A 13,321-nucleotide genomic window follows, 5' to 3' on the forward strand; every position below is an offset into this window, starting at 1 on the left:
TGCTTCGCTGCGCTCTGCATGACGTTCTGTTTATTCTGTTCGGCCAGCGCCCTGCCATACATGGTGTACCTTCGCGCCGTTGGTTCTCGGTTTGATTTCCTTCAATCAGCGGACGGTTTTTTCCTTGGGCTTCGGCTTGGGTAAAGATTAAAAGGGAATCGGGTGCAACTCCCGAACAGACGCGCTACTGTGAGTTTCCCGGCCCCGATGGGCCGGAGCCGGTGGCCCCATTGCAAGCCCATTGGCCCGCTATTACCGGGCTGAGAAGGGCGGGGCCTACCCGAAACAAGTCAGGAGACCTGCCGGCCGCCGAGTGATGCTGCCCTCGCGCTTTGGGGCTGGCATCGGCGGTGCCGTACCGCCGCGCCATGGGCGCGGGCGGGATGGCGTGCGGCCGGTGGCTGGCTTTATGAGAATGGGCTTGAAAGCAGGCCGAGGCCGTTTATCACCTCCTTTCCCATTACCCATGCTTCTAACCGACCGCATTGCCCGTGCCGAAACGCGCATTTTCAAAGCCGTGTTTCCCAATACCACCAACCATTACGATACCCTTTTCGGTGGCACCACCCTGCTGCTGATGGACGAAGTGGCCTTCATTGCCGCCACCCGCTTTTCGCGCCTGAAAATGGTAACCGTGTCATCCGAGCGGGTCGATTTCACGCACCCCATTCCCGGCGGCTCGCTGGTAGAACTGGTGGCCAACATCGAGCATGTAGGCCGCACCAGCCTGAAAGTGCGCGTCGATTTGTTTGTGGAGCAGATGTATTCCGACGACCGCCACAAAGCCGTGACGGGCCTGTTCACCTTCGTGGCGGTAGATGAGCACAAGCGGCCCGTGCGCATTCTTAAGGCCGAATAGCAGGGCCACAGACTGGGGCGTCGAGTATCTTTCGGCGCCCTCAGCCATTCCCTTTTCGCATGAATCCAAACCTGCAAGCGCATTACAATGCCATGCGCGAGGCCGCCATCCAGCGGCTGGCCCAGGGCGATGCCGAGCTGGACCCACTTATTGATTACGAAGCAAATCTGCGCATGGGCATCACGCTGCTCACCCGGCCGGCCGCGTCCATTACCGCCGCCATCGAAGCTATGCTGGCCGATTTCCGGCTGACCGAGCCGGAGCAGTACTACTATCCAGCCTCGGACATTCACCTTACTATTCTATCAATAATATCGTGCTACAGCGGCTTTAAGCTGACTGATATTAGCTCTGTTGAATACGTGGAAGCCTTGCGCAATATCCTGCATAATGTTAGGCCATTCACTATCACCTTCACTGGCCTCACGGCCTCGCCGGGCGGTATTATGGTGCAGGGATTTGCAGCGGATAACGCGTTGAATGGCCTGCGTGATGAGCTGCGCCTGTTTTTCCGCGCCTCCGGTTTCCAGCAGTCCATCGACCAGCGGTACAGCATTCAAACAGCCCATACCACAGTGTTGCGTTTCAGAAGCAAGCTGCGCAACGGCCCGGCACTGCTCAAAAAACTCGAGCAATACCAGTACCATCCCTTCGGCTCATTCGAGGTGAATGTGCTGGAGTTGGTGTACAACGACTGGTACCAGCGGGCCGCCAACACGGTACTGCTGGAGCGGTATGCACTGTGAGTTAGTTTTAGATATGGGTTTGCTTGCCCAGCCCCACCCAGCCGCGCTGCATGGCGTAGTAAATGGCCGTGCCCACCACCAGCCCCACCAGGTAGCCATACGGCAGCCCGGCGCAAAGCAGGCCCACCAACAGCGCCACCAGCAAGTCGCTGCGGTTGCTGCTCACGTCGCGCAGCAGCGTGGCCAATGAGAGCGCCTCAAACAGCAGCAGCACCCCCAGCACCGGCAACGGAAAAATCTGCACCACATCAGCAAAGCCCTGGCTGAAAAACAGCCCCAGCACCAGGAAGATGCCACCGTAGATAACGACAGAACCGCCCGTGCGCGCCCCAAACGCATAGTGGCCCACCATGCCGCCCGAGCCGTGGCACACCGGGAAGCCCCCGAAAAACGGGTTGGCCAGGTTCATCAAGGCATAGGTGAAGCTGATTTTCTTAATGGTAAGCGGCTCCCGCTCGGGGAATAAGTCGTGCGCTACCTGCTTGGTGGCCAGAATGGAATTGCCCAACGACAGCGGAATCTGGGGCAGCGCGAGCAGCACGGCGCCGGTGAGGATGTCGGCTGACTGCGGCAGGTGCCAGGTGGGCAGGTGCAGGCCTACTGCCTTTTGGGCCGTGGCTAAATCGAGCTTGAATACCAGCGCATACGCCACTCCCAACCCAATAACAATGAGGGCTGCCGGCCAGCGCCGGTTGCCGAACAGCACCACCGTTACGGCAAAGGCCGCCGCGGCCAATGCGTAGCCGGCTGCGCCATCGGCGCCCACGTATTGCTTGAGGGCCAGCGTGGCCAGCTGCAACGCCAGCCCGAACTGAATGCCGCGCACCACCGCCTTGGGTACCAGCCGCCCCAGCGCATCAATCAGCCCGGTTATCGAAAGGAAAAACATGCTGATGCCAATGGCCAGTCCGCCGCCAAAGATGACGCGGCCCGGAATCTTCTGCGCAATTACCAGTGCCGCGAAGGCCTTGAGCGGCTGCACGGGCATGGGCATGCGGTACCAGAGCCCGGTAAACACCTGCATCAGCCCGAACAGAATTAAAACCGAAGCGCTGTCGATGCCCGAGGCGGCGATGACGCCGATGAGCAGCGGCAAGTCGGTGCCGAGGTCGCCAAATGCGCCGGCCAGCTCGTTGCGGTCGAAGCGGATGGGCGGGCGGCTAGGGGCCGGCGGGGTAAGGGTGGGGGAGTCCATCGGGGCAAAGGTCGGGCGCGGGGGCCAACCCCACCGCATCAGCTCCCGGCGGCCAGGGCCTGGCACACGGCGGCCGTCATGTCGGTAGTCGAGTGGCTGCCGCCCAAGTCGCGGGTGCGCACGCGCTGCTCGCGCAGCACCGATTCAATGGCCTGCATGAGGCGGGCGGCCAACTCGGTTTCGCCCAGGAATTCTAGCATCATTTGCACCGACCAGATGCTGGCGATGGGGTTGGCCACGTTCTGGCCCACCAAACCGAAAGCCGAGCCATGAATGGCCTGGAACAGGCTGGGGTAGCGCCGCTCGGGGTTGAGGTTGGCGCTGGGGGCCAGGCCCAGGCTGCCGGTGAGGGCCGCCCCCAGGTCGGTGAGGATGTCGCCGAACAAGTTGGAGGCCACAAACACGTCCACGGTTTCGGGCTGGCTCACCATGCGGGCCGTCATGGAATCCACCAGCTGCTGGTCGGTGGCCTGGGTGGGGTAGTCGGCCGCCACGGCCCGGAACACATCGTCCCAGAACACCATGTTGTGCTGCATGCTGTTCGATTTCGTCACGTTCGTCACCAGCCGCCGGCTCTGTTGCCGGGCGTAGTCGAAGGCGAAGCGCATCACGCGCTCCGTGCCCGTGCGCGTGAACACGATAGACTGCACGGCCACTTCCTGGGGCTGGCTGCGGTGCACCCGGCCGCCCACGCCGGCGTACTCGCCCTCCGAGTTTTCGCGCACGCACACCATGTCGATGGGGTGCTGGCCGGCGTTGCGCAGGGGTGAGGCCACGCCGTCGAGCTGGCGCATGGGCCGCAGGTTCACGTACTGGTCGAAGCCTTGGCGGATGGGCAGCAGCAGGCCCCACAGCGTGACGTGGTCGGGAATGGCAGGGCTGCCCACCGGCCCCATCAGCAAGCCATCGAAGCCGCCGCGCTCCAACTGCTGCAAGCCGTCGGCGGGCATCATGGCCCCGGTGTGCTCGTAGTGGGCCGAGCCCCAGCCAAACTCCCGCGTCTCGAAGCGCAGGCCGCCGTGCAGCTGCTCCAGTTGCCGCAACACCTGCTGACTGGCCGCGATGACTTCGGGCCCAATGCCGTCGGCCGGGAAAACGGCGAGGTGGTAGTTTTTCATTTGTGGTGAGAGGGAAGGGGAAGTAGTTGACAGTGAAGGCAGCAAAGAAGGCCGGTCATGCTGAGCGCAGTCGAAGCATCTCTACCGCAAAGAGTAACTTATTACTTGCGCAGTAGAGATGCTTCGACTGCGCTCAGCATGACGTTATTATAATGCCTTGCCTTGCTGCGTGACTGCTTACTTCTTGTTTTTCAGCAGGCGCGCCACTTCGCTGGCCTGCTCGGCGGCTTCGCCGAGGTACTCGCCGCTGGTGTAGCCTTTGCGGAAGCGCAGCGGCTTGAGGCGCTTGCCCAGCGCCTCCACGGCCTGCTCGTGGTCGAGGGCGCCTTCGTTGTGGGCCAGGAAAATGGTGGCCACGCCGTTGCCGATGAAGTTGGTGATGGAGCGGGCCTCCGACATGAAACGGTCGACGCCCAGCAGCAGAGCCAGGCCCTCCACCGGAATCACCTTCATGGCTGTGAGGGTGCTGGCCAGTACCACGAAGCCGCTGCCCGCCACGCCGGCCGCGCCCTTGCTCGTCACCATCAGGATGCCCATCATGGTGATAATCTGCCCGGTCGATAAATCGACGTGAAACACCTGGGCCAGAAAGAGCGTGGCCAGCGACAGGTAGATGGTGGTGCCGTCGAGGTTAAAGGAGTAGCCCGTGGGCACCACTAGGCCCACCACCGGCTGGGCGCAGCCCATGCGCTCGAGCTTTTCCATAAGCCCCGGCAGGCCGGCTTCCGACGAGGAAGTGCCCAGCACAATCAGCAATTCGGCCTTGATGTACTTGAGAAACGACCACATGCCAATGCTGCAGTAGCGCAAAATGCCCCCCAGGATGAGGAAAATGAACACGGCCATCGTCAGGTACACCGTCACCATGAGCTTGCCCAGCGGCAGCAGCGTGGCAATGCCAAACTTGCCGATGGTGAAGGCCATGCCCCCAAACGCGCCGATGGGAGCCAGCAGCATCACCAGGTGCAGCCCCCGAAACACGTATTTCGAACATTCCTTCAGGAAGTGAATGATGGGCTTGCGGCCCGCGTACTTACTGAGCACCACGCCCAGCACGATGGCCACCAGCAGCACCTGCAGCGTGAGGTTGTCGGCCAGGAAATGCCCCCACGAAAACTCGACTGCCCGCTTCGTGAATTCGCCCACCTTGCCAGCATCAAGCTTGCCCGTGCTTACACCGTCGCCGGGCCGCACCACCGCCGCCACTGCCACGCCAATAAGTAGCGCCAGCGTGGTTACAATCTCGAAGTACAGTAATGCCTTGCCTCCGATGCGCCCCACTTTCTTCAAATCTCCCATCGTGCTGATGCCGAGGGTTATGGTGAGGAAAATAATGGGGTTGATGAACAGCTTCACCACCTCGATGAAGCGCTTGCCGAGGAATTCCATCTTCACGGCGGTGGCGGACTGGAAGTGGCCCAGCAGTGCCCCTGCCACAATGGCCAGCAACACCCACAGGGTTAGGTTTTGGGTGATTTTCTTCAGTTTCATCGTAGTGGGACGGACAAGGTAATTCGTCAGAATATCGGGTAGAAGAATAGTAGCGGAAAGAGGGCAAAACGTCAGAACGAAGGCAGTGTAACGTCATGCTGAGCTTATCGAAGCATCTCTACTGCAAGAGTAAATAATTACTTGCTCGGTAGAGATGCTTCGACTGCGCTCAGCATGACGTTCCTATTGCTCATTGCCATCAATGCAGCCACCAGCCCAGTAGGGCCAGCAGCGGCAAAGAAAGCGGAATGCCCAGGCCCACCATTTGGGCGGCCAGGGGTGGGTCGAGGCCGTAGCGGTCGGCGATGACGGCGGCGGTGTTCATGGGGCCGATGGCGGCGCCCAGCAGGCAGAGGTCCACGGCCGGGCCGTGCTGCCGGGCCAGGCCTACGTACACGGCCCACACCAGCAAGGGGGCCAGCAGCAGCTTGTAGCCCAGGCCCCAGGCCAGCAGCCGGCCTCGGCCATGCGGCACGGCAAACTGCAGCTGCAAGCCTACCGACAGCAACGCCAGCACCGGAAACGGCGCGCTGAGCTTTTCGAGCACGCCGCGTACCAGCGCTGGGTGCCGGTAGCCGACCGCGTGCGCCGCCAAAGCCGCCACAAAGGCCAGAAACGGTGGAAACCGCAGCGCATTGGCACTCACGGCCCGCCACGACGGCGCGGCGGCCCCGTACCACGAGCCCACCACCACGCCCAGCGTCACACTCACCAGAATGGAGCCGGCCAGGCTCATCACCAGGCCCAGCTCCAGCCCCAGCTTGCCGTACAGCGCCTCAAAAATGGGAAACCCCACGAACGAAACGCTGCTGATGCCACCGGTGAGAATGAGGGCGCCCACGGTGCCGCGCGCCAACCCCAGCCGCCGCCCCAGTCCTGCAAAAAACACCCAGCCTGCCCCAAAAATTAGCCAGGGCATGAGCACGGGCAGCACAAACCGCTGGTCGAACCGCGCCTCGACTAGGTGCAGGAAGGTGAGCGCCGGCAGCAGCAGCATGATGATAAGCTGGTTGAGCACACTGGCTGCGCCGGGTGGCACCAGCTGCCAGCGTCGCAGCGCCGCTCCCGCCCCGAGGCACACCAGCAGCAGGACGAGGTTGGTCATGGGGCCTTAGAGGTAATGGGATGATAAGGAACGGTCATGCCGAGCGCAGCCGAGGCATCTCGCTCGCATCGTTCAGCCATTGAGTTACTACCCCACGCGAGATGCCTCGGCTGCGCTCGGCATGACCGTTCTCCATCACGCTATTACTTCCTAAAAAGTAAACGTCGCGTTGGCGTAGTAGTAGGCCCCGTTGAAGCCGAACTGCGCCGCGTTGCGGGTATAGGGAATCTCGCCGTTCGAGTAGCTGCCGAAGCGGGTGGCGTCCACCTTGTCGGGGTACACGTTGAACAGGTTGTTGCCGCCCACCGTGAGCGACACCACTTTGGCGGGCGTGTACACCAGGGCCAGGTCAACGAGGGTTTTACCGCGGAACTCCTGGCTGATGTGGGGCACGTAGGTGGTCGTCGTCACGCCGCCGCTGGTGGTGGTGCGGTTGGCGGGCTTTTCGTAGGCCGTTACCGGGCCGAAGTACGAAGCGCGGGGCGTGATGCTGAACTTGCCCACCGTGTACGTCACCGAGCCCAGCACTTTCTGGCGGGGCTGGGCGCGCTCAATCAGGCCAATGCTCACGGTGTCAATTAGCAGGATGCGGTTGGCGGTGCCGGCTTGCAGCAGCGCGGGCGTGGCGCCGGTGCGCACGATTTCGGTCGCGTTCAGCGTGAAGGCCAGGCTGGCGCTCAGGCGGCTGCGCTCGCTGAAATCGGTCTTGTAAGCCGTCACGAAGTCGATGCCGCGGGTGCGGGTATCGATGGCGTTGGTGAAGAAGCGGATTTCGCTGATGTTGGCGAAGTCGGGCGTTTGCAGGGCCTTGATGTCGGATTTAATCAGGCGCTCGCTGTCGATGATGCGGTCCCGGATGTCAATCTGGTAGGCGTCCACCGTCAGCAGCAGGTGTTCGCCCAGCTGGGCGGCCACGCCGGCGCTGTAGTTCCACGAGGTTTCGGCCTTGGGCGCGGCCACGCCCAGCGGCAGCAGGCGGGCGTCGTTGTTGCGCAGCTGCTTGGTTTGCACAATGGCCCCGGCCTGCACCGTCGAAGTCGACACGCTATTAAAAGTTTGCTGCAACGACGGAGCGCGGAAGCCCCGGTTCACGGAGCCGCGCAGCGAGATGCCTTCCGTCACCTTATAGCGGCCAGCAAACTTGCCCGACACGTTGCTGCCGAAGTCCGAGTAGTTTTCGTAGCGCAGGGCCGTGGTCAGCAGCAGGCGCTCGGTGAGGTCGCTTTCGAGGTCCACGTACACGCCGATGTTGCTGCGGGTGGCGTTGGTTTCGTCTTCGGGCGCAATGCCGGGGCGGCCGCTCGAACCAGGAGCCTTGGCCGTGCGGGCCGGCGAGGTGGGCGTGGCCGGAGCCGCCAGCGCAAACGGGCCCACGAAGTACGAATCCGGGCTGCCCTTCTCCAAGATGAATTGGTCGGTCCGGACCTGCGTGCCCAAGGCCACGTTGAAAGATTTCGTGCCGAACAGCCCCCCGAAATTGCGCGAAATGTTGAGTTCGTTGGTGGTTTGGCCAAACGAGCTACGGCCCACGTAAAAATCAGTGAGCGAGGCCGCGCCCATCGAAGGGTTGGCCGTTTTGTTGGCGTAGAGGTCGAGGTAGTTGTAGCCATACCCGTAGCTGAAATCGAGATTCCAGCCGCTGGTCAGCTTGCGCCGCACGCCCACCACGGTCGAGTAGTCGTCGGAGCGGCCGGGCAGCTCGGGCAGGTAGCCGTTGGGCTGAATGGGGCTGTAGTTGACGTTGTTGGGCTGGGCATTGCGGAAGAAGCCGTAGGCCAGAATGTCCTTGCGCGAAAAGCCACCGAAGCTGTACAACGACCAGCCGGCTCCGTCCAATGGCACGCTCAGGTTGTAAAAGCCCTGGTAGATGTCGGCCCGGTTGCTGCCGTACACGCCCACCTTAAAGGGCGTGCCCACCGCCGGGTACACGTTGCCGGCCTTGGCGCGGGCGTTGTTTTCGGCGGTAATCTGGGCATCGGTCGGGGTAGGGTTGGCCGAGTTCAGGGCCGGGAAAGCCGTGTAGATGCCGCCGCGGTAGTCGTCGGAGCGGTTGGTCTGGCCCTGGTGCTGGTACTGCAGCGTGAAGTTGAGGTAGCCGGGGTTTTCCTTGCCCAGCTTGATGCCGTAGTTGGCGCCGGCCAGGTACTGGGCCCCGTCGCCCTCCTTCGTGATGCCGTACTGCACCTTGGCCGTGGCCACGCCGGTGCTTTTATTCAGGCCCAAGTTAATTACGCCGGCAATGGCGTCGGAGCCATACTGGGCCGCCGCGCCGTCGCGCAGCACCTCAATCCGCTCGATGGCCAAGCTCGGGATGGCGTTCAAGTCCGTCACCACCGTGCCGGCACCTACCGTCACGTTCAGGTTCAGGGCCGAGAACTGGTGGCGGCGCTTGCCATCTACCAGCACCAATACCTGGTCGGGCGAAAGGCCGCGCAGCGAAGCCGGGTCGGCGTAGTTGGCCACGCCGTTCACCCCGGTTTTGGCCGAGTTGAACGAGGGCGAGTTGAACTGCACCTGCTGGCCTAGGTCGGTTTGGCCCGTGAGCTGCAATTCCTTGGCATTTAATACATCGACGGGCATGGGGCGCTCCACGTCGGTGCGGGGCAGGCCGCGCGAGCCCACCACCGTCACGTCGCCCAGGTCGGTGGCGCTGGGCGCCATGCGCACGTCGAAGCTGGTGCGCTCGCCCACCACGAGCTGCTGGGTCTTGTATCCCACCGCCGATATCACCAGCGTGGCGCCCGGCTGCACATTCAGGCTGAAGCGGCCCTCGTTGTCGGTGCCCGTGCCGTTGGTCGTGTTCTGCTCCAGCACCGTTACGCCGGGCATGCCCGCGCCCTGCTCATCTACCACCCGGCCCGAAACCGGAATGGGGGCCACTGCCGCCGATGGCGCCAGCACAATGCCGCTGCTCACCACCTCGTAGCCAATGCGCAGCGGCGCCAGCAGGGTTTGCAGCACGCCGCTCAGGGGCTCGTCCACGGCCGCCACGCTCACGCGGCGCTCGGCCCCAATGAGCTGCTGGCTGTATAGAAAACGGATGTGCACCTGGCTTTCGATGGTGGCCAGCACGGTTTTCACGGGCTGGGCTTCGAGTTGCAGCGTCACGTGGCGGGCCAGCACGTCGCCGGCCCGGGCATAGGCCGGGGTGGGCGCGGCGGGCGTGGCTCCGGCAGGGCCGGTCGCCAGCAGCGCGGCCAGCAGAGCAACGGGAAGGGGCCGCGCGGCCACGCGGCAAAAGCGGGAATAATGCATCATGAGATAAGTGTTGATGGTAAGCGTTGGCGTGAAAAGTGGGAGTAGAATTTGGGCAGACGCAAAGGAAATTATTCGCTCTGGCAGCCAGTACTACGGAAAACAATGGCCTCGTCGGTGCGCTCGTAGCTGGCCCCGAGCACGCGGCTCAGTAAATCAAGCTTTTCAAACAGCGTTTCGCGCCCGAAGCGCAGGGTCACGGTGCAGCCTGCCAGCGCCGCCCCATCGTAGCGAATGGGCACGCCGTAGCCGGCCTGAAGCGAGGCCAGCACCTCCGCCACCGGCCGCTCCTCGAAGCTCAGCGGCTGGGGCCGCAGCAGCGCCGGCTGCGCTACCAGTACCGGCCGCAGCACGGGTACAGCCGGGGAGTATACCACTTGCTGATTGGGCCGTACCACCACGGCCGCTCCCACCGCCGAGGCCGTGCGCAGGCTTACGCGCACTGCCCCCGTGCGCACCTCCACCGTGGCTTCGGCATGCCCCGGTGCGGCCCGCACCCAAAAGCTAGTGCCCAGCACCGTGGTTTCGAGTTGGGGCGTGAGCACCCGAAAGCGCCGGCTGGCATCGTGAAACACCGCAAAGAAAGCTTCTCCGCGCAACTCTACCAAGCGCTCGCGACCGGGGGCGAACCGGGGTGGGTAGCGCAGCCGGCTGCCGGGCTGCAGGGTTACGGTGCTGCCATCGGCCAAGGCCAGGGGCAGCGGGTGGTGCTCGAGGTTGCGGGCCGTCAGGTTGCCTCCGGCTTCGAGGGATATCAGGAGTTGGCCGGCGCTGGGTACCGCAGGCATCGGCTGAGCGGCCGTATCAGCGGTGGGCAGGGTGAACAGCCCTTGGTGCTTGGCGCCCAGCCCCAGGCTCAGCAGCACGGCGGCCGCCGCCGCCCAGCGCACGGCGGGCCGGGTACGGAGCGGCGACGAGGCTTGCGGCCGGGTGCGCCGATGAATCTGCTCCCAGCTCCGCGCCTTGGCCACTGCCTGCTCGGCCGGACTGAGGTCGGGTCGGGGCAGGTCGCGGGCCTCGTACCACTGGTCCACGGTCCAGGCTTCGCTGTCGGTGGTGTCGTGGTCGAGGTAGCGCTTCAGTAAGTTGGCAAGGTAAGAGGGCTTCATGCGGAGCAAGCCGAAAAAGGCGGTCTGCTTACAAGACGGCTAACGGCCCCGCTACCCTAGTGGGGAAGCTGAATTTATTTTCTGACCCGGCGATAAAAGCAGTTTAAAGCAATGACCAGAAGGGCCGGTCATGCTGAGCGCTCCGTCGCCATCGCCATCAGGCATTCAGCAGGGCCAGCAGCAGCACGCTGGCCATGAACTCGCGTAGGCTAATGCGCAGCAGCCGCAGCGAGCGCGCCAAGTGGTACTCGACGGTTTTGGGCGATACCTGTAGTTGCGCCGCAATTTCGGGTACGGTGCGGTGCTCCAGGCGGCTGAGTTGAAAGACGGCGCGGGCGTGGGCTGGCAGGCGGCGCAGGCTGGCGGCCAGCGCGGCAGCGAGGTCAGCCACGGCCATGGATTCCTCGGTGCCCCGGTCGGCCGATGAGGTGGGCGCGGCCGCCGCGTGGGCCAGGCGCACGGCTTGGGCCCGCAGGTAGTCAATGACTCGGTACTTGAGGGCCGTGAACAAATAAGCGTTGAGCTGCTGAATGTCGGGAGCGGAATGGCGCTTGTTCCAGAGGGCTACGAACAGGTCCTGCACCACTTCATCGGCTTCGTGGGGGCAGCCCAGCTTGCGGCAGGCGTGGGCGTGCAGCTCGTCCCAATACCGCTGGTAGATTTCGGCAAAGGCCTGCTCGTCGTCTTGGGCCAGGGCACGTAGCAGCACAGCGTCCGCGCAGGTCGCCACCGAAGCCATCGAATGCCGGGTCGATAACGGAAGCACTTTCATCGAAACCAAGGAGGTAGGAGAGCGTTGCGGAAGCGTGAAACTACAAAATTGATTGCGGAAATAAAAGAGGAGGAATCCGGGCGAAAAAGCACACCGGAGAGGACGTGGGCCGGACTGATTGACGCCCCGGACTGCAAGGAAAAAACCACCCGATGCAATGTATGGTTTTAGTTGGACATTCACTGCCGTATCAGAATTCCAGGATTCGGCGGGCGTGCGGCACTGTCCATTCCCCATTTGCGCTTTCATTTTGATGAACCCATCCATCCTGCTCCCCGCTGCCAGCTACGAATTCGCTACCATCCAAAAAGTGAGTGGTGCGGGCCCGGCCGTGCCCGCCTCCGACCAGCTCGCGGCCGAGGAGCCGCTCGAAATCCGCGTCGGCTACGAGGCGAACGGCCAACGCGAGCACCGTACGCTGTCCGTAACCATGCGCACGCCCGGGCACGACGAGGAATTGGCCGCCGGCTTCCTGCTCACCGAAGGCATCATTCACAGCCAGGCCGACCTGCTGGGCATCATTCCCTGCCCCGATGTGCAGAAGGCCGAAGAAGCTGGCAACGTGGTGCGCGCCGAGCTGGCGGCTCACGTAACCGTCGATTTTGCCGCCATGGAGCGGCATTTCTACACCAGCTCCAGCTGCGGTGTGTGCGGCAAAACCAGCATCGACGCCGTGCGCACCGCCTCGTGCCCCGTGCTGCCCACGAATGGCCCGCACCTGCGAGCCGAAGTGGTGCACCAGCTGCCCGAGAAGCTGCGCGCCGCCCAGGCTGGCTTCGAGCAAACCGGCGGGCAGCACGCTTCGGCCCTGTTTTCGCCGGAGGGGGAGTTGCTGCTGCTGCGCGAAGACGTGGGCCGCCACAATGCCCTGGACAAAGTTATTGGTGCTGCGCTTTTGGCCGGCTGGCTGCCATTGCACCAGCATATTTTGCTGGTGAGTGGCCGGGTCAGTTTCGAGTTGGTGCAGAAAGCGGCTGCCGCGGGCATTGGCGTGCTGGCAGCCGTGGGGGCCCCGAGTAGCTTAGCTATCCAGGCCGCCGAAAGCTTTGGGATGACCGTGCTGGGCTTCGTGCGCAACGAGCGGTTCAATATCTACAGCCACGGCTGGCGGCTGCAAACGGACGTGGCTGCAGAAGGCAAAGTGGAGCGGTAAGGAACAAACTTGCTCAATAGCTATAGTTTGGCAACGGCTTCCGATACCAACCGTTTAACTTTCAGGTACAATCTCACCCCTATGAAACTCCGCATCGAAGACGACACCCTGCGCCTGCGCCTCTCGCAGGGCGAACTGGACGAATTTGCCCAAAACGGCCGCGTAGAAGGCGCCGTGCACTTCGGCCTCAACCCGGAGCAACGCCTGACCTACTCCCTGGAGCGCGGTTCCGAACGGCCCGAAACCATGCCCAACGAGGAGCCCGTGCAAATTCACTACGAGCCCGGCGCACTCACGGTGCTGGTGCCGTTTGTGTTGGCTAAAACCTGGGTAGAAACCGACCAGACCGGCTTTACGCACAACCTGCCGCTCGCTGATAACCAGCACCTCCGCATTCTGGTTGAGAAAGACCTGGACTGCCGACACTGAAGCCAATTAACCGTTAACAGTGAGCAACGAACAATTTTGTTTCAAAAGCGCACTGATGATTGTTATCTGATAACTGCTCACTGATAACT

The 13,321-nt window shown here is 62.9% G+C and carries 11 protein-coding genes and 1 riboswitch; of the genes, 4 read left to right on the plus strand and 7 right to left on the minus strand.

From position 1 onward, the window contains the following. Positions 1 to 96 precede the first annotated feature (96 nt). A riboswitch (cobalamin riboswitch) is annotated at positions 97 to 321 on the plus strand. A 145-nt stretch (positions 322 to 466) separates the two neighbouring features. Both ABD837_RS21285 and ABD837_RS21290 read left to right on the plus strand, forming a co-directional pair. Then, positions 467 to 859 (plus strand): acyl-CoA thioesterase, encoded by a 393-nt coding sequence (locus ABD837_RS21285; protein ID WP_345058634.1) that lies wholly within the window; start codon positions 467 to 469, stop codon positions 857 to 859. Between the two features lie 59 nt (positions 860 to 918). Continuing rightward, the gene (locus ABD837_RS21290) at positions 919 to 1,605 is read left to right on the plus strand and encodes a 2'-5' RNA ligase family protein (RefSeq protein WP_345058636.1); all 687 of its coding nucleotides are present in this window, start codon (positions 919 to 921) and stop codon (positions 1,603 to 1,605) included. Positions 1,606 to 1,612: 7 nt separating this feature from the next. Here ABD837_RS21290 and ABD837_RS21295 read toward each other — a convergent pair whose 3' ends face one another. The 7 genes from ABD837_RS21295 to ABD837_RS21325 form a co-directional block, all read right to left on the minus strand. Next, a complete protein-coding gene (locus ABD837_RS21295) occupies positions 1,613 to 2,800 on the minus strand; it encodes a putative sulfate/molybdate transporter (RefSeq protein WP_345058638.1) in 1,188 nt (395 codons plus the stop codon). A gap of 38 nt (positions 2,801 to 2,838) precedes the next feature. After that, positions 2,839 to 3,918, minus strand: a complete 1,080-nt coding sequence (locus ABD837_RS21300) for a tartrate dehydrogenase (protein ID WP_345058640.1) — start codon at positions 3,916 to 3,918, stop codon at positions 2,839 to 2,841. 177 nt (positions 3,919 to 4,095) lie between these two features. Then, positions 4,096 to 5,403, minus strand: coding sequence for a cation:dicarboxylate symporter family transporter (locus ABD837_RS21305; protein WP_345058794.1), 1,308 nt, complete (start codon positions 5,401 to 5,403; stop codon positions 4,096 to 4,098). A 205-nt stretch (positions 5,404 to 5,608) separates the two neighbouring features. Continuing rightward, on the minus strand, positions 5,609 to 6,514 hold the full coding sequence (locus ABD837_RS21310; RefSeq protein ID WP_345058642.1) for an AEC family transporter: 906 nt from the start codon (positions 6,512 to 6,514) through the stop codon (positions 5,609 to 5,611). Between the two features lie 150 nt (positions 6,515 to 6,664). Beyond that, a complete protein-coding gene (locus ABD837_RS21315) occupies positions 6,665 to 9,772 on the minus strand; it encodes a TonB-dependent receptor domain-containing protein (protein ID WP_345058644.1) in 3,108 nt (1,035 codons plus the stop codon). A 68-nt stretch (positions 9,773 to 9,840) separates the two neighbouring features. Then, the gene (locus ABD837_RS21320) at positions 9,841 to 10,878 is read right to left on the minus strand and encodes a FecR family protein (protein WP_345058646.1); all 1,038 of its coding nucleotides are present in this window, start codon (positions 10,876 to 10,878) and stop codon (positions 9,841 to 9,843) included. 157 nt (positions 10,879 to 11,035) lie between these two features. Next, a complete protein-coding gene (locus ABD837_RS21325) occupies positions 11,036 to 11,650 on the minus strand; it encodes an RNA polymerase sigma factor (RefSeq protein ID WP_345058648.1) in 615 nt (204 codons plus the stop codon). Between the two features lie 253 nt (positions 11,651 to 11,903). On the opposite strand from ABD837_RS21325, the gene fdhD reads away from it, so the two are divergent. Then, positions 11,904 to 12,803 carry a formate dehydrogenase accessory sulfurtransferase FdhD gene (gene fdhD / locus ABD837_RS21330; protein ID WP_345058650.1) on the plus strand — a complete coding sequence of 300 codons (900 nt, stop codon included), beginning with the start codon at positions 11,904 to 11,906 and terminating at the stop codon, positions 12,801 to 12,803. Between the two features lie 81 nt (positions 12,804 to 12,884). Next, on the plus strand, positions 12,885 to 13,232 hold the full coding sequence (locus ABD837_RS21335; RefSeq protein WP_345058652.1) for a DUF7009 family protein: 348 nt from the start codon (positions 12,885 to 12,887) through the stop codon (positions 13,230 to 13,232). The last annotated feature ends 89 nt before the right edge of the window (positions 13,233 to 13,321 follow it).

It is taken from the genome of Hymenobacter glaciei, assembly GCF_039539585.1.
GTDB lineage: Bacteria > Bacteroidota > Bacteroidia > Cytophagales > Hymenobacteraceae > Hymenobacter > Hymenobacter glaciei.

What these genes read in the sequence shown, in the direction of transcription:
- ABD837_RS21295 (WP_345058638.1), bottom strand. Translation starts at nt 2,800, where the DNA reads ATGGACTCCCCCACCCTTACCCCGCCGGCCCCTAGCCGCCCGCCCATC.
- ABD837_RS21325 (WP_345058648.1), bottom strand. Translation starts at nt 11,650, where the DNA reads ATGAAAGTGCTTCCGTTATCGACCCGGCATTCGATGGCTTCGGTGGCG.
- fdhD (WP_345058650.1), top strand. Translation starts at nt 11,904, where the DNA reads ATGAACCCATCCATCCTGCTCCCCGCTGCCAGCTACGAATTCGCTACC.
- ABD837_RS21290 (WP_345058636.1), top strand. Translation starts at nt 919, where the DNA reads ATGAATCCAAACCTGCAAGCGCATTACAATGCCATGCGCGAGGCCGCC.
- ABD837_RS21320 (WP_345058646.1), bottom strand. Translation starts at nt 10,878, where the DNA reads ATGAAGCCCTCTTACCTTGCCAACTTACTGAAGCGCTACCTCGACCAC.
- ABD837_RS21310 (WP_345058642.1), bottom strand. Translation starts at nt 6,514, where the DNA reads ATGACCAACCTCGTCCTGCTGCTGGTGTGCCTCGGGGCGGGAGCGGCG.
- ABD837_RS21335 (WP_345058652.1), top strand. Translation starts at nt 12,885, where the DNA reads ATGAAACTCCGCATCGAAGACGACACCCTGCGCCTGCGCCTCTCGCAG.
- ABD837_RS21285 (WP_345058634.1), top strand. Translation starts at nt 467, where the DNA reads ATGCTTCTAACCGACCGCATTGCCCGTGCCGAAACGCGCATTTTCAAA.
- ABD837_RS21300 (WP_345058640.1), bottom strand. Translation starts at nt 3,918, where the DNA reads ATGAAAAACTACCACCTCGCCGTTTTCCCGGCCGACGGCATTGGGCCC.
- ABD837_RS21315 (WP_345058644.1), bottom strand. Translation starts at nt 9,772, where the DNA reads ATGATGCATTATTCCCGCTTTTGCCGCGTGGCCGCGCGGCCCCTTCCC.